General features: G+C 66.4%; 19 protein-coding genes. 8 read left to right on the top strand and 11 right to left on the bottom strand.

Features of this window, described 5'->3' with window-relative positions:
- Window positions 1-26: 26 nt before the first annotated feature.
- Genes AC1D2E_RS23790 through AC1D2E_RS23780 form a run of 3 tightly spaced genes read right to left on the bottom strand, consistent with a single transcriptional unit; the run spans window position 27 to window position 4,097 of the window.
- Window positions 27-1,523 (bottom strand): threonine synthase, encoded by a 1,497-nt coding sequence (locus tag AC1D2E_RS23790; RefSeq protein WP_478199677.1) that lies wholly within the window; start codon window positions 1,521-1,523, stop codon window positions 27-29.
- Window positions 1,523-2,845 (bottom strand): homoserine dehydrogenase, encoded by a 1,323-nt coding sequence (locus AC1D2E_RS23785; protein ID WP_478199676.1) that lies wholly within the window; start codon window positions 2,843-2,845, stop codon window positions 1,523-1,525. Before AC1D2E_RS23785 ends, AC1D2E_RS23790 begins: the two co-directional genes overlap by 1 nt.
- Window positions 2,846-2,873: 28 nt before the next feature.
- Window positions 2,874-4,097 carry a pyridoxal phosphate-dependent aminotransferase gene (locus AC1D2E_RS23780; RefSeq protein WP_478171891.1) on the bottom strand — a complete coding sequence of 408 codons (1,224 nt, stop codon included), beginning with the start codon at window positions 4,095-4,097 and terminating at the stop codon, window positions 2,874-2,876.
- A gap of 66 nt (window positions 4,098-4,163) precedes the next feature.
- Here AC1D2E_RS23780 and AC1D2E_RS23775 point away from each other — a divergent pair, with 66 nt between their 5' ends.
- From AC1D2E_RS23775 to AC1D2E_RS23745, 7 genes are all read left to right on the top strand, one after another.
- Window positions 4,164-4,547 (top strand): Mth938-like domain-containing protein, encoded by a 384-nt coding sequence (locus tag AC1D2E_RS23775; protein WP_478199675.1) that lies wholly within the window; start codon window positions 4,164-4,166, stop codon window positions 4,545-4,547.
- A 130-nt stretch (window positions 4,548-4,677) separates the two neighbouring features.
- Window positions 4,678-5,154: a peroxiredoxin gene (locus tag AC1D2E_RS23770; RefSeq protein WP_478122107.1), complete on the top strand. Its 477-nt coding sequence runs from the start codon at window positions 4,678-4,680 to the stop codon at window positions 5,152-5,154.
- A 190-nt stretch (window positions 5,155-5,344) separates the two neighbouring features.
- Window positions 5,345-7,093, top strand: coding sequence for a PhoH family protein (locus AC1D2E_RS23765; protein WP_478199674.1), 1,749 nt, complete (start codon window positions 5,345-5,347; stop codon window positions 7,091-7,093).
- A gap of 256 nt (window positions 7,094-7,349) precedes the next feature.
- Window positions 7,350-7,721 carry a VOC family protein gene (locus AC1D2E_RS23760; protein WP_478171894.1) on the top strand — a complete coding sequence of 124 codons (372 nt, stop codon included), beginning with the start codon at window positions 7,350-7,352 and terminating at the stop codon, window positions 7,719-7,721.
- Window positions 7,722-7,734: 13 nt separating this feature from the next.
- Entirely contained in the window at window positions 7,735-8,184 is a 450-nt protein-coding gene (locus AC1D2E_RS23755; protein WP_478199692.1) for an EVE domain-containing protein, read from the top strand.
- 20 nt (window positions 8,185-8,204) lie between these two features.
- Window positions 8,205-8,654: a GyrI-like domain-containing protein gene (locus AC1D2E_RS23750; RefSeq protein WP_478199673.1), complete on the top strand. Its 450-nt coding sequence runs from the start codon at window positions 8,205-8,207 to the stop codon at window positions 8,652-8,654.
- A gap of 28 nt (window positions 8,655-8,682) precedes the next feature.
- A complete protein-coding gene (locus AC1D2E_RS23745; RefSeq protein ID WP_478199672.1) occupies window positions 8,683-9,384 on the top strand; it encodes a helix-turn-helix transcriptional regulator in 702 nt (233 codons plus the stop codon).
- A gap of 251 nt (window positions 9,385-9,635) precedes the next feature.
- On the opposite strand, the gene dnaB is transcribed toward AC1D2E_RS23745, so the two are convergent.
- From dnaB to ppsA, 7 genes are all read right to left on the bottom strand, one after another.
- On the bottom strand, window positions 9,636-11,036 hold the full coding sequence (gene dnaB, locus AC1D2E_RS23740; RefSeq protein ID WP_286367287.1) for a replicative DNA helicase: 1,401 nt from the start codon (window positions 11,034-11,036) through the stop codon (window positions 9,636-9,638).
- A gap of 170 nt (window positions 11,037-11,206) precedes the next feature.
- Window positions 11,207-11,659 carry a 50S ribosomal protein L9 gene (gene rplI, locus AC1D2E_RS23735; RefSeq protein ID WP_478199671.1) on the bottom strand — a complete coding sequence of 151 codons (453 nt, stop codon included), beginning with the start codon at window positions 11,657-11,659 and terminating at the stop codon, window positions 11,207-11,209.
- Window positions 11,660-11,672: 13 nt separating this feature from the next.
- The gene (rpsR, locus tag AC1D2E_RS23730) at window positions 11,673-11,954 is read right to left on the bottom strand and encodes a 30S ribosomal protein S18 (protein ID WP_007830781.1); all 282 of its coding nucleotides are present in this window, start codon (window positions 11,952-11,954) and stop codon (window positions 11,673-11,675) included.
- A gap of 57 nt (window positions 11,955-12,011) precedes the next feature.
- On the bottom strand, window positions 12,012-12,308 hold the full coding sequence (gene priB / locus AC1D2E_RS23725) for a primosomal replication protein N (protein WP_478199670.1): 297 nt from the start codon (window positions 12,306-12,308) through the stop codon (window positions 12,012-12,014).
- Between the two features lies 1 nt (window position 12,309).
- Window positions 12,310-12,684 (bottom strand): 30S ribosomal protein S6, encoded by a 375-nt coding sequence (gene rpsF / locus AC1D2E_RS23720; protein WP_478171899.1) that lies wholly within the window; start codon window positions 12,682-12,684, stop codon window positions 12,310-12,312.
- 183 nt (window positions 12,685-12,867) lie between these two features.
- Window positions 12,868-13,383, bottom strand: coding sequence for a hypothetical protein (locus tag AC1D2E_RS23715; RefSeq protein ID WP_478199669.1), 516 nt, complete (start codon window positions 13,381-13,383; stop codon window positions 12,868-12,870).
- 209 nt (window positions 13,384-13,592) lie between these two features.
- A complete protein-coding gene (gene ppsA / locus AC1D2E_RS23710) occupies window positions 13,593-15,986 on the bottom strand; it encodes a phosphoenolpyruvate synthase (protein ID WP_478199668.1) in 2,394 nt (797 codons plus the stop codon).
- 189 nt (window positions 15,987-16,175) lie between these two features.
- Here ppsA and ppsR point away from each other — a divergent pair, with 189 nt between their 5' ends.
- Window positions 16,176-16,997 (top strand): posphoenolpyruvate synthetase regulatory kinase/phosphorylase PpsR, encoded by an 822-nt coding sequence (gene ppsR, locus AC1D2E_RS23705; RefSeq protein ID WP_478171902.1) that lies wholly within the window; start codon window positions 16,176-16,178, stop codon window positions 16,995-16,997.
- 9 nt (window positions 16,998-17,006) lie between these two features.
- On the opposite strand, the gene AC1D2E_RS23700 is transcribed toward ppsR, so the two are convergent.
- A complete protein-coding gene (locus AC1D2E_RS23700; protein ID WP_478199667.1) occupies window positions 17,007-17,735 on the bottom strand; it encodes a heme ABC transporter ATP-binding protein in 729 nt (242 codons plus the stop codon).
- Window position 17,736: the final 1 nt, after the last annotated feature.

Raw genomic sequence — 17,736 nt, 5'->3', positions numbered from 1 at the left:
CACGAAGTGACGAGCGTGGGGGCCCCTCAGCCACAGTTTTGTGCGATGTAGGCCTTGACCGCCTCGGCATCGGCCGGCAGCTTGACGACGCGCTTCGGCAGCGCCTCGATGCCCTCGAAGCGCGCGGGACGCTCCGGCTCGTGGCCGAGCGCCTCGACGATGGTCTCGGCGAACTTGATCGGCAGCGCGGTCTCGAGCACGATCATCGGCACGCCAGGCGCGAGGTGTTCGCGGGCCGCCTTCAGGCCGTCGGCGGTGTGGGTGTCGATCAGCGTCGCGAAACGCTTGTCGGTGTCGCGGATGGTCGCCAGCCGGTCGGCATGGGTGCTGCGGCTGCTGGCGAAACCGAAGCGGGTCGCGGCCTCCGCGAAGACCGGGTCGGCGCCGAGGTCGAAGCGGCCGCCGCGGCCCAGCTCGCCCTCGAACAGCGCGCGCGTCCTGGCGCCGTCACGCCCCACCAGGTCGAACACGAAGCGCTCGAAGTTGCTGGCCTTCGAGATGTCCATCGAGGGGCTCGAGGTCTCGTGCGTGTCGGCGGCCGCACGCACGCGGTAGACGCCGGTGCGGAAGAATTCGTCGAGCACGTCGTTCTCGTTGGTCGCCACCACCAGCGTGCGGATCGGCAGGCCCATCATGCGGGCCACATGGCCGGCGCAGACGTTGCCGAAGTTGCCCGAGGGCACGGTGAAGCTGACCTGCCTGTCGTTGAAGCCTTTCATCGCCGGGCCGCCCCAAGATGAAAGAGCCCCCTCGGGGGGCGGCGAGGACACGCCAGTGCCGAGCGTGGGGGCCGATGTCGCCTGGAAGTAGCCGGCGAAGTAGTAGACGACCTGGGCCAGCAAACGCGCCCAGTTGATCGAGTTGACCGTGCCGATCTTGTACTTGCGCTTGAAGCCGAGATCGTTCGACACCGCCTTGACGATGTCCTGGCAGTCGTCGAACACACCGCTGATCGCGATGTTGTGAATGTTCGCGTCCTGCAGGCTGAACATCTGGGCCTGCTGGAACGGGCTCATGCGGCCGTCGGGCGAAGTCATGAAGACCCGTACGCCCTTCTTGCCGCGCATCGCGTACTCGGCTGCGCTGCCGGTGTCGCCGCTGGTGGCGCCGAGGATGTTGAGCTGCTCGCCGCGGCGGCCCAGCTCGTACTCGAACAGGTTGCCCAGCAGTTGCATCGCCATGTCCTTGAAGGCCAGCGTGGGGCCGTTCGACAGGGCTTCGAGGTAGACGCCGTCCTCGAGTTCGCGCAGCGGCACGATCTCGTCGCTGCCGAACACCTCGGCGGTGTAGGTGCGCGCGCAGATCGCCTTCAGATCGGCCGGCGGAATGTCGTCGATGTAGAGCGAGAGAATCTCGAATGCCAGTTCGGCGTATGGCAGGGCGCGCCATTTCTTGAGCGTGGCGGCGTCGACCTGGGGGTACTGCTCGGGCAGGTAGAGCCCGCCATCGGGCGCCAGGCCTTCGAGCAGGATGTCGCAGAAGCGGCGGCGATCGGGGTGACCGCGCGTGGACAGGTAGCGCATCAGGACAGCTCTTCCTTGCGGATGCGCACGATCGGCGCCAGCACGGTCGGCAGTGCCTGCAGCTGGGCCAGGGCGTCGTCGAGCGTGCCCTCGCGGGTGTCGTGCGTGAGGATGATGAGGTCGGTCTGGGTCGAGCCCTCGCCGCCGACTTCGTCGGCTTCGCGCTGCAGCACGGCGTCGATGCTGATGCCGGCACCGGCCAGCAGGCCGGTCACCTTGGCCAGCACGCCGGCCTCGTCGGCCACGCGCAAGCGCAGGTAATAGCTGGTCACGACCTCGGCCATCGGCAGCACCTTCAGGTCGCTCATCGCGTCCGGGTGGAAGGCCAGGTGCGGCACGCGGTGGGCCGCGTCGGCGGTGTGCAGGCGCGTGATGTCGACCAGGTCGGCGATCACGGCGCTGGCGGTCGGCTCGCTGCCGGCGCCCTTGCCGTAGTAGAGCGTGGTGCCGACGGCATCGCCGTTGACCACCACCGCATTCATCGCGCCCTCGACGTTGGCGAGCAGGCGCTTGGACGGCACCAGCGACGGATGCACCCGCAGCTCGATGCCCTGCGCCTTGCGCTTGGTGATGCCGAGCAGCTTGATGCGGTAGCCGAGCTGCTCGGCGTACTTGATGTCCTGCGCCGCCAGCTTCGTGATGCCCTCGACGTGCGCGCGGTCGAACTGCACCGGGATGCCGAAGGCGATCGCGCTCATCAGCGTCACCTTGTGCGCGGCGTCGACGCCCTCGATGTCGAAGGTCGGGTCGGCCTCGGCGTAGCCCAGGCGCTGCGCCTCCTTCAGCACGGTGTCGAAGTCSAGGCCYTTGTCGCGCATCTCSGACAGGATGAAGTTGGTGGTGCCATTGATGATGCCGGCGATCCACTGGATCGAATTGGCCGTGAGGCCCTCGCGCAGCGCCTTGATGATCGGGATGCCGCCGGCCACCGCAGCCTCGAAGGCCACCATCACGCCCTTGGCATGCGCGGCCGCGAAGATCTCGGTGCCGTGCACCGCGAGCAACGCCTTGTTGGCCGTGACCACGTGCTTGCCGGCGGCGATCGCCTCGAGCACCAGCTGTTTCGCAATGCCATAGCCGCCGATCAGCTCGACCACGATGTCGATCTCGGGATTGGCGATCACGGCGCGGGCGTCGGCGACCACCTGCACGCCCTCGCCGACCACGGCCTTCGCGCGTGCCGTGTCGAGGTCCGCGACCATGGTGATCTCGATGCCGCGGCCGGCGCGGCGCTTGATTTCTTCCTGGTTGCGCCGCAGCACCTGGAAAGTACCGCTACCGACCGTGCCGATGCCGAGCAGGCCAACTTGGATGGGGTTCATTCGATTCGTCTTCTGGAGCAAATGGGGCTCAGGCGCCCCGGTTTCGATAGCGTTCGAGGAAGCCGGCGATGCGGTCCACCGCCTCGCGCAGATCCTCTTCGTGCGGCAGGAACACGATGCGGAAATGGTCGGGCGTAGCCCAGTTGAAGCCCGTGCCCTGCACCAGCATCACCTTGGTCTCCTTCAGCAGCTCGAGGAAGAACTGCCGGTCGTCCTCGATCGGATAGACCTTCGGATCGAGCTTCGGGAACATGTAGAGCGCCGCGCTCGGCTTGACGCAGCTGACGCCCGGGATCGCGGTGATCAGCTCGTAAGCCAGGTCGCGTTGCCGGCGCAGGCGCCCGCCCGGATGGACCAGGTCGTTGATGCTCTGGTAGCCGCCCAGTGCGGTCTGGATCGCCCACTGGCCCGGCACGTTGGCGCACAGCCGCATGTTCGACAGCATGTTGAGGCCCTCGATGTAGTCGCGGGCCATCTTCTTGTCGCCCGACACCACCAGCCAGCCGGAGCGGTAGCCGCAGGAACGGTAGCTCTTGGACAGCGAGTTGAAGGTCAGCGTGAGCACGTCCTTCGACAGGCTGGCGATCGCGGTGTGCTTCACGCCGTCGTACAGCACCTTGTCGTAGACCTCGTCCGCGAAGATCACCAGGCCGTGCTCACGCGCGATCGTGACGATGCCCTTGAGCAAATCGTCCGAGTACAGCGCGCCGGTGGGGTTGTTCGGGTTGATGACCACGATGCCCTTGGTGCGCGACGTGATCTTGGCCCGGATGTCGTCCAGGCTCGGCATCCAGCCGTTGTCCTCCTCGCACAGGTAGTGCACCGGCCGGCCGCCCGAAAGGCTGGCCACCGCGGTCCACAGCGGATAGTCGGGCATCGGCACCAGCAACTCGTCGCCGTCGTTGAGCAGCGCGTTGGTGGCCATCGCGATCAGTTCGCTGGCGCCGTTGCCGAGGTAGATGTCGTCGAGCGTGACGCCCGCGATGCCCTGCTTCTGGGTCTCGTGCATCACCGCCTTGCGCGCCGCGAAGATGCCCTTGCTGTCCGAATAGCCGGCCGAGGCCGGCAGGTTGCGGATCATGTCCTGCTGCACCTCTTCGGGCGCATCGAAGCCGAACACGGCCAGGTTGCCGATGTTCAGCTTGATGATCTTCTGGCCCTCTTCCTCCATCTGCTTGGCGGCGTCCATGATCGGCCCGCGGATGTCGTAGAGCACATTGGCCAGCTTGGCCGATTTCTTGAGCGGTTTCAAAGTCCCTCCAAGGGGGTCTGCGCAGGGGAAAACCTATAATTTGACCACATTTCAACCCCGTCCCCGATGAAGCTCCAGCCTGACAAATCCGACGTCCAGACCCTCACTGCGCACGGCCCGGGCTGGGTCGCCATCAACAACGAACGGGTCGAATCCAGCGTCGTGGTCGGCTCCCGCGGGGAGCGTTTCGAGTGGGACGCCCGCGACTTCGGCCAGCTCGGGGCGGAACATTTCGCAAAATTGGCAGAACTCGGCGCCGAATTGATCATTTTCGGCAGCGGCAAGCGCATCCGCTTCCCGCAGCCGGCCTGGCTCCAACCCCTGATGGCGCAGCGCACAGGCGTCGAGACCATGGACACGCCCGCGGCCTGCCGCACCTACAACATTCTCGCGAGCGAGGGCCGCCATGTGCTCGCAGCCCTCCTGATCGAGAAACCTGCAGGCCAATAGGAGCTATTTCGGGGTAAAATCGCGGGTTGCGAACCGGCGGCCCGCCCTCAGTTAGCAACGACCAATCCTCCATGCTCCCGACAGACTTCGACCGGGTCGGGCATGGAATCAAACGGAGAAAACAAGTTTCATGGCGATCGTTGTCAACAAACCCATTCCCGAATTCGACGCCAATGCGACCGGCGGCCTGAAGGTTTCTAACACTTCTCATCTCGGCCACGTGCTGGTCATGTATTTCTACCCCAAAGACAATACCCCCGGCTGTACCACCGAAGCGATGCAATTCCGCGACCGCTACAAGGATTTCGAGAAGGCCGGTGCCACGGTGTTCGGCGTTTCGCGCGACAACATGAAGTCGCACGACGAATTCAAGGCAAAGCTCGAACTTCCTTTCGAGCTGATCGCCGACACCGAAGAAAAGATGTGCCACATGTTCGGTGTGGTCAAGAACAAGATCATGTACGGCAAGAAGGTCAAGGGCATCGAGCGCAGCACCTTCCTGATCGGCGCCGACGGCGTCCTGAAGGCCGAATGGCGCGGCCTCAAGGTCCCGGGACATGTCGACGACGTCCTGAAGGCGGTCAAGGCGCTCAAGAAATCCGCCTGAAGCCTGAATTCGTGTGGTTTTGCGCGTTCGCGTTGGCGAAGCGCAACGATCACCGGTTGCGTCACGTGCGATGTGCATAATGGCCTCATGCCGTTGAGCTCCACGACCGCATCCACCGAAAAAAGCCGCCCTGGTCTTCAGGCGGCTTTTTCGCTTTCTGGCCCCCTTCTTTTTGCGAGCGACACCTCTCATGCCCCTGCCTCCCGCCCCCACGAAACGCGCTGCACTGCTTTCGCCGGACGCGCACGACGCGCCCGCCCGCTTCTCGAACGGACGCAGCGGCCGCCGCTCGTCCGACCGCAGGACTGAGCAAAGCGGCTCGAACGGACCCCAGCCGCTCGAATTGTTCGACCGCCACGCCGCCGAAGCCGGCGGCGCGATCGAGCCGGCAGCGCCGCCGCCCAAGGCCAAGGCGCCTGCACGCCCGGCCCCGGAGCCGGCCATCCAGGTCGAGACGCGCGCCAGGGTCCCGGCGCCCGCCCCGGCGCCGCAGGCGGCGCCGCGCCCCAAGCGCAGCAAGTCGAACGGCCCGCCCAAGCTCTTCGTGCTCGACACCAACGTGCTGCTGCACGATCCGATGTGCCTGTTCCGCTTCGAGGAACACGACATCTTCCTGCCGATGATCGTGCTGGAAGAGCTCGACGGCCACAAGAAAGGCACCACCGAAGTCGCGCGCAACGGACGCCAGACCAGCCGAACGCTCGATGCGCTGGCGGGCGCGCAGGGTGCCGACATCGGCAAGGGCCTGAAGCTGGACACGACGGGCCATCGCGAGGCCGGCGGCAAGCTGTTCTTCCAGACCGCGCCGCTCGACTACACGCTGCCGACCAGCCTGCCGCAGGGCAAGGCCGACAACCAGATCCTCGGCGTCGTGCAAGCGCTGCGCGAGCTCTATGCCCAGGATGCGCCCGGTCGGCCGAAGCAGGAGGTGGTGCTGGTGTCGAAGGACATCAACATGCGCGTCAAGGCGCGCGCGCTCGGGCTCGCGGCCGACGACTACCAGAACGACAAGACCTTGGAGGACGGCGACCTGCTCTATGCGGGCACGCTGGCCCTGCCGGCCGATTTCTGGACCCGCCAGAGCAAGACGGTCGAGAGCTGGCAGAGCGGCAGCAGCACCTTCTACCGCGTCAGCGGCCCGATCGTGCCGAACCTCTACATCAACCAGTTCGTGTTTTTCGAGGCGCCCGGCGAGCCCAGCATGTATGCGCGCGTGACCGAGATCCGCGACAAAACCGCGGTGCTCAAGACGCTCAAGGACTACGGCTCGGTCAAGAACGCGGTGTGGGGCGTGAACACCCGCAACCGCGAGCAGAACTTCGCGATGAACCTGCTGATGGATCCGGACGTCGACTTCGTCACGCTGACCGGCACGGCCGGCACCGGCAAGACGCTGATGGCGCTGGCCTCGGGCCTGACGCAGGTACTCGACGACCGCCGCTACACCGAGATCATCATGACCCGCGCGACCGTCAGCGTGGGCGAGGACATCGGCTTCCTGCCCGGCACCGAGGAAGAGAAGATGGGTCCGTGGATGGGGGCACTCGACGACAACCTCGAGTTCCTGGCCAAGGGCGACGGCGGCGGTGCCGGCGAATGGGGCCGCGCGGCGACCAACGAGCTGATCCGCAGCCGCATCAAGATCAAGAGCATGAACTTCATGCGCGGGCGCACCTTCCTGAACAAGTACGTGATCATCGACGAGGCCCAGAACCTGACGCCCAAGCAGATGAAGACGCTGGTGACACGCGCGGGCCCGGGCACCAAGATCATCTGCATGGGCAACCTGGCGCAGATCGACACGCCCTACCTCACCGAGGGGTCTTCCGGCCTCACCTTCGCGGTCGACAAGTTCAAGGGCTGGCCGCACAGCGGTCACATCACGCTGGCGCGCGGCGAACGCTCGCGACTCGCCGACTTCGCCAGCGAAGTCTTGTAGCTCGAGCGGCCCGGCAAAGCCGGTTCCGCGGTGTGACTGTTGCTCGCCCCCAGGTTGCCCCGCACTTCGTGTCGGGGCGCCCACCCCCTTCCGGGGGCAACACCAGCGGCCCGGCAAAGCCGGTTCCGCGGTGTTACACGAACGGGCCTGCGCTGCGCGCGGGCCTTTTTGATGTCCTGCTGAAGGCTGCTGACAACACGGTGTCAGCAGGGCCGGCGCAGCATGGAGGCCTCATTCACTGACCGAGGAAAACCCCATGAACACCACCATCAACTGGTTCGAGATCCCCGTCGCCAACCTGGACCGGGCGCAGGCCTTCTACGAGAAGGTGCTCGGCCGCGCGCTGAAGCGCGAAGACATGGGCGGCGAGCCGATGGCGATCTTTCCCTACGAGCAGCCCGCCACCGGCGGCTGCCTGGTGGCCGGCAGCCCGCGCGCCGCCGCGGCTGGCAGCGGCGTCCGCATCTATCTCGACTGCATGCCGAGCATCGACGCGGCGCTGTCTCGCGTCGCCGCGGCAGGCGGGCAGATCGTGACACCGAAGACCGCGCTGCCGGCGGACATGGGATCTTTCGCCGTTCTGCGCGACACCGAAGGCAACGAAGTCGGACTGCACGCCCTGGCTTGAAACCATGAGCACCCTGACGCACAGGAACTGGATCGCGATCGCCAGCGCGGAACATGCGCGCCGCGGGCGCGACAACGCCACGGGCGGCTTCATGCAGGTCGGACACGGCAAGCTGGCCCCCCTCAAGCGCATCAAGGCCGGCGACCGCGTGGCCTACTACGCCCCGACCACCGAGCTCGGCGTGGCCGACAGGCTGCAGAGCTTCGTTTCGATCGGTGTCGTGCAGGGCGATGCCCCCTACGAGGCCGACATGGGCAATGGCTTCGTGCCGTGGCGGCGCGACGTACGCTATGCCGCGGCCCGCGAGGCGCCCATCGTGCCGCTGATCGACCAGTTCGATTTCGTCGAAGATCCGAAGCATTGGGGCAGCAAGTTCCGCTTCGGCATCCTCGAGGTCAACGACCACGATTTCAACCTGATCGCCGCCGCCATGAACGCCGATCGCCAAGGCCTCGGCCTTTGAACCCGACGATGGAGAAGATCATGCAACCCCAACTTCAACGCCTCGACCCCTTCAAGGTTGCCGGACTCACGGCGCGCACGACGAACCGCGACGAGAGCGATCCCCAGGCCGCGCGCATCGGCACCCTGTGGGACCGCTTCTTCGGCGAGCGGATCTATGAAAAGACGCCACACCGGGTCGACGACATGCGGCTTTACGGCGTCTACTCGGGCTATGAGGCCGACGTCCACGGCGCCTTCGACATCACGACCGGCGTTGCGGTGGCCGACGGGCCCGCGAGCGTGCGCATCGAAGGCGGCGACTACCTGGTCTTCAGCGCGAAAGGACAGATGCCGCAAATGGTGATCGACCTCTGGGACACGATCTGGGCCTACTTCGACGCCCATCCGGAGATCCAGCGCCGCTATCGCAGCGACTTCGAGGCCTACAGCGGGCCCGAAGAGGTGGCGATCCATATCGGGGTCCTGTAAGGGATCTCGGCAGCGTTAAGCTCGTTCGATGCGCCGTGCCGACCGCCTGTTCCAGATCGTCCAGATCATTCGCGGGCGCCGTCTCACCACGGCCGCCTTTCTCGCGCGGCGGCTCGAGGTGTCGGAGCGCACGGTCTACCGCGATGTCGCCGACCTGCAGCGCCAGGGCGTACCGGTCGAGGGCGAGGCCGGCGTCGGCTACCGCCTCGGCGCCGGCTTCGACCTGCCGCCGCTGATGTTCACGCAGGACGAAGCGGCCGCACTGGTGGCGTCGGCGCGGCTGGCGCAGAGCTGGGTCGATGCCGCGATGGCGCGCGACATCGAATCAGCGCTCGGCAAGATCTTGTCGGTGCTGCCGCCGGCGGCCCGGGTGTCGGCCGAAAGCCTGGCGCTCTACGCCCCGGCCTATGTGCTCGACGCCGGCACGCGCGAGCGCCTGCAGACCTTGCGCGAGGCCGTGCAATCGCGCCACAAGCTGCGCATGGACTACCGCGACGTCGCCGGCGCCGCCAGCCAGCGCACGGTGCGGCCGCTGGGCTGCTTCTACTGGGGCAAGGTCTGGACCTTCTCGGCCTGGTGCGAGCTGCGCGACGACTTTCGCGGTTTCCGGCTCGACCGCATCGACCAGATCGAAGTGCTGCCGGAGCGCTTCAGGGACGAGCCCGGCAAGACCCTGGCCGACATGCTGCGCCAGCTCAAGGCCGACGCCGACACTGCGGGAACGCGCTAGATGGCCCCCACGCTCCCTCACTGCGTGTGGTCGCTGCCCCCCGAGGGGGCCGCAGGCCGCCTTGGGGCGGCCCGGCGCCGGCCTGAGCCCCCACGCTCCCTCACTKCGTGTGGTCGCTGCCCCCCGGGGGGGCCGCAGGCCGCCTTGGGGCGGCCCGGCGCCGGCCTGGATCGCCCCCACGCTCCCTCACTTCGTGTGGTCGCTGCCCCCCGGGGGGGCCGCAGGCCGCCTTGGGGCGGCCCGGCGCCGGCCTAGAAGTCGTTGCCGCCGGCGAGGTTCTCGAACTTGGTCAGCGGCTTCAGGAAGGCCAGCTTGACGGTGCCGGTCGGGCCGTTGCGGTGCTTGCTGATGATCACCTCGGCGACGCCGGGCTCCTTGCTGTTCTTGTCGTAGTAGTCGTCGCGGTAGATGAACATGATGATGTCGGCATCCTGCTCGATCGCGCCGGACTCGCGCAGGTCGCTCATCATCGGGCGCTTGTCGGTCCGGCTCTCGACGCCGCGGCTCAACTGCGACAGCGCAATCACCGGGCACTTGAGTTCCTTGGCCAGCATCTTCAGGCCGCGCGAGATTTCGCCGACCGCGGTCGCGCGATTCTCGTCGTTCATGCTGCTCGACACGCTCATGAGCTGAAGGTAGTCGACCACGATCAGCCCGAGCTTGCCGTACTGGCGCGCCAGCCGGCGCGCATTGGCGCGCAGCTCGCTGGTGGTGAGACCGGGCGTCTCGTCGATGTGCAGCGACACGTTGCGCAGCTTCTCGATGGCTTCGGTCAGGCGCGGCCATTCCTCGTCGGTCAGCTTGCCGGTGCGCAGGTGGCCCTGGTCGATGCGGCCGATCGAGCCGACGATGCGCACCGCCAGCTGCGAGGCACCCATTTCCATCGAGAACACCGCCACCGGCAGGCCTTCGTTGAGCGCCACGTGCTCGGCGATGTTGATCGCCAGCGAGGTCTTGCCCATCGACGGCCGGGCAGCCAGCACGATCATGTCGCCCGGCTGCAGGCCCGAGGTCATCTTGTCGAACTCGTAGAAGCCGGTGCGCACGCCCGTGATGTCGTTCGGGTTCTCGGCCATCTCGGTCACGCGGTCGAGCAGTTCGACCACCAGGGAGTCCATGCCCTGGAAGCCCTGCTTCATGCGCGAGCCTTCCTCGCCGATGTTGAAGATCTTCTGCTCGGCCTCGTCGAGGATCTTGTCGACCGCCTTGCCCTGCGTGTTGAAGGCGTTGGTCGCGATCTCGTCGCTGGCGCTCACCAGTTTGCGCAGGATCGAGCGCTCGCGCACGATCTCGGCGTAGCGGCGGATATTGCTGGCGCTCGGCACGTACTGCGCCAGCGAGTTGAGGTAGGCCAGGCCGCCGATCTCGTCGGCCTTGCCGAGGTTCTGCAGCTGCTCRTAGACCGTGATCACGTCGGCCGGCTTGCTGGCATTGATCAGCGTGCCGATGGCGGCGTAGATCAGCTTGTGCTCATGGCGATAGAAGTCGCCGTCGACCACCACGTCGCCCATGCGGTCCCAGGCGCCGTTGTCGAGCAGCAGGCCACCCAGCACGCTCGATTCGGCCTCGATCGAATGCGGCGGGATGCGCAGTTGCGCGATCTGGCGGTCGGACGACGGGTCGTTGTCGGCGTAGGAAAAGAGTGCGGACATGAAGTTCCTTGCAACCATGCATGCTAAGCCGGGCCGGGCGCGGCGTCACGTGGACAAGGCTGTGAATAAGCAGTGATCTTCCGGTGCAGCGCGCGGGACAACCGGGCCGACCGGAAAAAGAAAAGCCGCCCGAAGGCGGCTCTTTCACGCGCGTGAAGCGCGTCGGACGATCAGGCGCTCTCGCCGTACACGGTGACGGTGATCTCGACCACCACGTCGGTGTGCAGCGCGACGCTGACGGTGCTGTCGCCGACGATCTTGATCGGGCCGTTGGGCATGCGCACCTGCGACTTCGCGACCTTGTAGCCCTGCTTGTTGAGCTCGTCGGCGATGTCGTGGTTGGTGACCGAGCCGAACAGGCGGCCGTCGACGCCGGCCTTCTGGGTCAGCTTGACGGTGGTGCCGCCGAGCTTTTCGCCCTGGGCTTGCGATTCGGCCAGCTTGGCGGCCGCAGCCTTTTCGAGCTCGACGCGCTTGGCTTCGAATTCGGCCTTGTTGGCTTCGGTGGCGCGGCGGGCGCGGCCCGAGGGGATCAGGAAGTTGCGGGCGTAGCCGTCCTTGACCTTGACGATTTCGCCGAGGACGCCGAGGTTGACGACTTTGTCCAGAAGAATGACTTGCATGGTGTGTCGCTCCTTAGACGCGGTGTTGGTCGCTGTACGGCACCATCGCGAGGAAGCGCGCACGCTTGATCGCGGTGTTGAGCTGGCGCTGGTAGATCGCGCGCGTGCCGGTCAGGCGCGCCGGGATGATCTTGCCGTTTTCGCTGATGAAGTCGCGCAAGGTGTCGATGTCCTTGTAGTCGATCTCTTCGACGCCGGCGACCGTGAAGCGGCAGAAGCGCTTGCGCTTGAACAGCAGCGACTGGGTGTTGCGCTTCGGACGCTTGTCCTTGTTGAATTTCTTGAACGTGGCCATTTTTGGACCTCTATTTAAATAGTCGAGGACAGAGCTGAAGATCTGTCCCGCGATGAATTAACAAAATTCTTGAATGTGAAGCACGGGATGCTTGGCCGTACCCGGTGTCGCGAGGAAGCCCTGGAATCGCCAGAGACTGCCCAGCTCCTGTCTTGCGAGCCGCTCGGCCACTGCGCCGAAGGCGACGGCCTTGATGGCCGCCTTGACCTGTCGGGGCTGGGCCGCTTCGGTCACTGTCGACTCGTGTTCGAGTCGCAGGTCGATGGCGGGCAATCCGGCAGGCGTGTAACGCAAGGCTCCGAGTTCGGCGACGCAGGCAGTCAGCAGCAGCTGATTGACCGCGGCAGTACTCACATCATCCGTTGTTGGCAGCGTATTCGGCCTGCTGGGCCTTGCGGGCCTCTTCGCGCTCGACCGTCTTCATCATCGACGAAGGACCGGTGTCGGCCTTCTTCTTGACCACGGTGAGGTGGCGCAGGACGGCATCGTTGAACTTGAACGCGTGCTCGAGTTCGGCCATGACGGTCTGCTCGGCCTCGATGTTCACGCACAGGTAGTGCGCCTTGTTCAGCTTGTTGATCTGGTAGGCCAGCTGGCGACGGCCCCAGTCTTCGACGCGGTGGACCTTGCCGCCGCCGGCCGTGATCAGGCCCTTGTAGCGCTCCAGCATGGCCGGAACCTGTTCGCTCTGATCCGGGTGGATCAGCAAAATGATTTCATAGTGACGCATTGGCACTCCTTGTGGATTTCCCCCGATGTTTTTCGAGGAAAGGGGTTGAGCCACCCGCGGCGTCAGACGTGGTGTGGCAAGGCAAAGCCGTAAATTATAGCACCCGGACCGGCGCCGGGCAGCCCCGAGGCGGCATGCGCCCCCTTGGGGGCAGCGCCCACGCGAAGCGAGGCCCGTGGGGGCTCAGCTCCCGCGCAGCGCCCGTTCGAGCGGAGCGGCCTTCTCGGGACCGACCGCGGCTTGGATCTTGGGAAAAAGCTCCAGCAATTGCTCGCAGGTCGAGCTGCCCTCGACCGACAGGTTGAGCCTGAAGCCGCGCAAGCCCAGGCTGCCGGTCAGCTGGGTGGCGATCGGGTAGGCGTCCTTGTAGCGCTGCTGGTCGGAGCGAGCCGCAGCCGGCGGCATCGTCACCGAGGCGGGCACGGGTGCAGTGGCGGCTGGCGCCGACAGCGGCGGCGCCGTGCGATCGGGTGCGGCAGCGGCAGCGGCAGGCGCCCCACTCTCGCCGACCCGTTGCAGCAAGCCCTGCGCGACCATCTGGTCGATGTCCTCGCGACTCACGCCCATCCCGCCTTCGAGCACCTCGCTGACGCTGCGCTTGCCATCGAACAGGATGAACGCGGTGCGCTGACGCGGCGTCAGCGCGATGGAGCGGTCCTTGAGAACGCGCTGCCCGGCTTCGGTCTTGACAAGAATCATGGGGTTTCCTCGACGCCAAGGTCTGGGAGCGCCAGCGGGCCGGAGACGGTCCTGGTGCGCCACCGCGCCCCGATTGGCCTGGAGTTTGACACCAAAGATGCATTTGGTTGCAAATACACCAAGCTGACACCAGGATTACACGAAAACCGTGACGCAAGTCGTTGCGCGGCGGTGACACCCCTGCCCCCGCCGCGCTGTCAGGCGCAGCTTCAGCGCTTGGCCAGTTGCTGCCAGGTCTCGATCACGCTGTCGGGATTCAGCGAGATCGACTCGATCCCCTGCTCCGCCAGCCAGAGCGCGAAGTCCGGATGGTCGCTGGGGCCCTGGCCGCAGATGCCGACGTACTTGCCCTGGGCCTTGCAGGCCTTGATGACCTTCGCCAGCAGCGCCTTGACCGCCGGGTCGCGCTCGTCGAAGTCGGCCGCCAGCAGTTCCAGGCCGGAGTCGCGGTCCAGGCCCAGCGTGAGCTGGGTCAGGTCGTTCGAGCCGATCGAGAAGCCGTCGAAGAACTTCAGGAACTCCTCCGGCAGGATCGCGTTGCTCGGCACCTCGCACATCATGATCAGCTTGAGTTCGTTCTCGCCGCGCTTCAGGCCGTGCTCGCCCAGCAGCGTGGTCACGCGCTCGGCCTGGCCCAGGGTGCGCACGAAGGGCACCATGATCTGCACGTTGGTCAGGCCCATTTCGTTGCGCACGCGCTTGAGCGCCTCGCACTCCATCGCGAAGGCCTCGCCGAACTCGCCGCTCAGGTAGCGCGCCGCGCCGCGGAAGCCCAGCATCGGGTTCTCTTCCTCGGGCTCGTAGCGGCTGCCGCCGATCAGCTTGCGGTATTCGTTCGACTTGAAGTCCGACAGGCGAACGATCACCGGCTTGGGCCAGAAGGCCGCACCGATGGTGGCGATGCCTTCGGCCACCTTGTCGACGTAGAAGGCGCGCGGCGAGGCATGGCCCCGGGCCACGGACTCGACCGCCTTCTTGAGGTCGGCATCGACGTTCGGGTAGTCGAGGATCGCCTTCGGGTGGACGCCGATGTTGTTGTTGATGATGAACTCGAGCCGCGCCAGGCCCACGCCGTGGTTCGGCAGCTGGGCGAAGTCGAAGGCCAGCTGCGGATTGCCGACGTTCATCATGATCTTGAGATCGACCGGGGGCATCTCGCCGCGCTGAACCACGGTCACCTCGGTCTCGAGCAGGCCGTCGTAGATGAAGCCGGTGTCGCCCTCGGCGCAGCTGACCGTGACCAGCGTGCCGTCCTTGAGGAGGTCGGTGGCGTCGCCGCAGCCGACCACGGCCGGGATGCCGAGTTCGCGCGCGATGATCGCCGCGTGGCAGGTGCGGCCGCCGCGGTTGGTGACGATGGCGGCGGCGCGCTTCATCACCGGCTCCCAGTTGGGATCGGTCATGTCGGTCACGAGCACGTCGCCGGCCTGGACCTTGTCCATCTCGCTGATGTTGTGGACCAGGCGCACCGGGCCGGTGCCGATCTTCTGGCCGATCGCGCGGCCCTCGGCCAGAATGGCGCCGCGGCCCAGCAGCTTGTAGCGCTGCTCGGCCTTGCCCTGCTGCTGGCTCTTCACGGTTTCAGGGCGCGCCTGCAGGATGTAGAGCTGCCCGTCGGTGCCGTCCTTGCCCCACTCGATGTCCATCGGGCGGCCATAGTGCTCCTCGATCACCAGCGCGTATTTCGCCAGCTGCTCGACGTCGGCGTCGCTCAGCGAATAGCGATTGCGCTGCTCGGTCGGCACATCGGTGGTCTTCACCAGCTTGCCGCTGGCGGCCTTCTCGGCGGCCGTCGCGAACTCCATCTGGATCAGCTTGGAGCCGAGGTTGCGGCGGATCACCGCGCGCTTGCCGGCGCGCAGCGTCGGCTTGTGGACATAGAACTCGTCGGGGTTCACGGCGCCCTGCACCACGGTCTCGCCGAGGCCGTAGCTCGAAGTGATGAAGACCACGTCCTCGAAGCCCGATTCGGTGTCGATCGTGAACATCACGCCGGCGGCGCCGAGGTCGCTGCGCACCATGCGCTGGACGCCGGCCGAGAGCGCCACCACGTCGTGGGCGAAGCCCTTGTGGACCCGGTAGCTGATCGCGCGGTCGTTGTAGAGGGAGGCGAAGACCTCCTTCATCTTGTGCAGCACGTCCTCGATGCCAACCACGTTCAGGAAGGTCTCCTGCTGGCCCGCGAAGGAGGCGTCGGGCAGGTCTTCCGCGGTGGCGGAGGAGCGGACCGCGAAACTGGCCTGCGGATTGCCGGCCGACAGGGTGGCGAAGGCCTCGGTGATCGCCTTCTGCAGGTCGGCCGGGAAGGGCTGGGCCTCGACCATGGCGCGGATCTCGGCGCCGGCGACGGCCAGGGCCCGGACATCCTCGGTGTCCAGCCTGGCGAGGCGGGCGCTGATCTTGTCGGCCAGGCCGTCGTGGGCCAGGAACTGCCTGAAGGCGTGGGCGGTGGTCGCGAAGCCGGTCGGGACGCGAACGCCCTGCGGCAGTTGGGAAATCATCTCGCCGAGACTGGCGTTCTTGCCGCCGACCGACTCGACGTCGGTCATTCTCAGTTGTTCGAACGGTACGACCAGGGCGGTCGCTTCGAAGAGGTCAGACATGGGAAAGCTCCAGAAGTTGAAACTGTGGCTGCATGCGGACGGCACAACGCGATCGTTCTTCTTGCTCTGGGCATCGGCGGGAGGTGCATGCTGAAATTTGGGCCGGGAAATGCGTTCAGCTTTCCCGATAATGGGCCGGATTGTAGGCGCGGCCGGCTTTGGCCTGCCGCAGGACAAGGCCCCCAAAATATGCATACACGCACAGTTTTCTTCGTTTCCGACGGCACCGGCATCACCGCCGAGACCTTCGGCAATGCCGTCCTGGCCCAGTTCGAGATGAAGCCCCGCCACGTGCGGCTGCCTTTCACCGACACCGTCGACAAGGCCCACCAGGCGGTGCGGAAGATCAACCACACGGCCGAAATCGAGGGCTTGCGGCCGATCGTCTTCACGACGCTGGCGAACATGGAGGTGCTCGAAGTCATCGAGACCGGTTGCAAGGGGATGCTGCTCGACATGTTCGGCACCTTCGTGCGGCCGCTCGAGATCGAGCTGGCCATGAAGTCGAACCATCGCATCGGCCGCTTCAGCGACGTCAGCAAGAGCAAGGAATACGACGCCCGGATCCAGGCCATCGATTTCAGCCTGGCGCACGACGACGGCCAGAGCAACCGCGACCTCGAGGGGGCGGACGTGATCCTGGTCGGGGTCAGCCGCAGCGGCAAGACGCCGACCTCGCTCTATCTGGCCATGCAGCACGGCCTGAAGGCCGCCAACTACCCGCTGATCCCCGAGGATTTCGAGCGCCGCCAACTGCCGCCGGCGCTGATGCCGCACCGCAAGAAGATCTTCGGCCTGACGATCCAGCCCGAGCGCCTGAGCGAGATCCGCAACGAGCGGCGCCCGAACTCGCGCTATGCGAGCCTCGAGAGTTGCCGCCACGAGGTCAGCGAGGCCGAAGCCATGATGCGGCGGGCCGGCATCCGCTGGCTGTCGACCACCACCAAGTCGATCGAGGAGATCGCGACCACCATCCTGCAGGAGCTGAGGCCCGAGCGTTTGACCTATTGAGCCCTGCCCTCAGCCGAACAGGTACTGCACCACGCCGTCGGCGGCGTTCACCGGCTGGCAGGGCATGGCCCAGACGCGTTCGATCAGCGCCGGCTGCAGAACCTCCGCTGCCGCCCCCTGGTGGACGCCGGCGCCGCCGACCAGCACCACCACCTCGTCGGCATAGCGGCGGGCCAGGTTGAGGTCGTGCAGCACGGCGACAACGCCCACGCCCTGCCCCGCCCACTCGCGCAGCAGGCGCATCGCGGCATGCTGGTGCGCCAGGTCGAGCGCGGCGGTCGGCTCGTCCAGCAGCAGCCAGCGGGCGCTGCCGTCGGGCCGGGGCGCCCACAGCTGCGCCAGCGCACGTGCCATCTGCACGCGAGCCTTCTCGCCGCCCGACAGGGTGTTGAGCACGCGCTGTGCCAGCGCCGTCACGTCGGTGAGCGCCATGGCGCCTTCGATGATCGCGTCTTCGTTCCGGCTCGGCGTGCGCCGATGCGGGAAGCGGCCCAGCGCGACGATCTCCTGCGCAGTGAAGTCGAAGGCGACCGCGGTCTCCTGGGGCATGAGCGCGCGACGCAGTGCCAGGGCCTCGGTCMTGTGCGCCGCCAGCGGTGTGCCGTCGAACAGCACCCGTCCCCCATCCGGCCGGCGCTGTCCGCCCAGCACCGACAGCAGCGTTGAATTGCCCGCGCCGTTGGGGCCCAGAATGTCGGTCAGACGGCCCGGGTGCAGCGTGATGCGGGCTCCCGACAAC

Source organism: Variovorax sp. P1_H2 (genome assembly GCF_056405295.1).
The sequence above is the reverse complement of the archived record's forward strand: the minus strand, read 5'-3'. Positions and strand labels throughout refer to the sequence as shown.

Bases quoted from the DNA above. Each gene is read 5' to 3' on its own strand.
- AC1D2E_RS23790 (WP_478199677.1), bottom strand. From the start codon at position 1,523: ATGCGCTACCTGTCCACGCGCGGTCACCCCGATCGCCGCCGCTTCTGC.
- AC1D2E_RS23775 (WP_478199675.1), top strand. From the start codon at position 4,164: ATGAAGCTCCAGCCTGACAAATCCGACGTCCAGACCCTCACTGCGCAC.
- AC1D2E_RS23770 (WP_478122107.1), top strand. From the start codon at position 4,678: ATGGCGATCGTTGTCAACAAACCCATTCCCGAATTCGACGCCAATGCG.
- AC1D2E_RS23765 (WP_478199674.1), top strand. From the start codon at position 5,345: ATGCCCCTGCCTCCCGCCCCCACGAAACGCGCTGCACTGCTTTCGCCG.
- AC1D2E_RS23760 (WP_478171894.1), top strand. From the start codon at position 7,350: ATGAACACCACCATCAACTGGTTCGAGATCCCCGTCGCCAACCTGGAC.
- AC1D2E_RS23750 (WP_478199673.1), top strand. From the start codon at position 8,205: ATGCAACCCCAACTTCAACGCCTCGACCCCTTCAAGGTTGCCGGACTC.
- AC1D2E_RS23745 (WP_478199672.1), top strand. From the start codon at position 8,683: ATGCGCCGTGCCGACCGCCTGTTCCAGATCGTCCAGATCATTCGCGGG.
- rplI (WP_478199671.1), bottom strand. From the start codon at position 11,659: ATGCAAGTCATTCTTCTGGACAAAGTCGTCAACCTCGGCGTCCTCGGC.
- rpsR (WP_007830781.1), bottom strand. From the start codon at position 11,954: ATGGCCACGTTCAAGAAATTCAACAAGGACAAGCGTCCGAAGCGCAAC.
- rpsF (WP_478171899.1), bottom strand. From the start codon at position 12,684: ATGCGTCACTATGAAATCATTTTGCTGATCCACCCGGATCAGAGCGAA.
- AC1D2E_RS23715 (WP_478199669.1), bottom strand. From the start codon at position 13,383: ATGATTCTTGTCAAGACCGAAGCCGGGCAGCGCGTTCTCAAGGACCGC.
- ppsA (WP_478199668.1), bottom strand. From the start codon at position 15,986: ATGTCTGACCTCTTCGAAGCGACCGCCCTGGTCGTACCGTTCGAACAA.
- ppsR (WP_478171902.1), top strand. From the start codon at position 16,176: ATGCATACACGCACAGTTTTCTTCGTTTCCGACGGCACCGGCATCACC.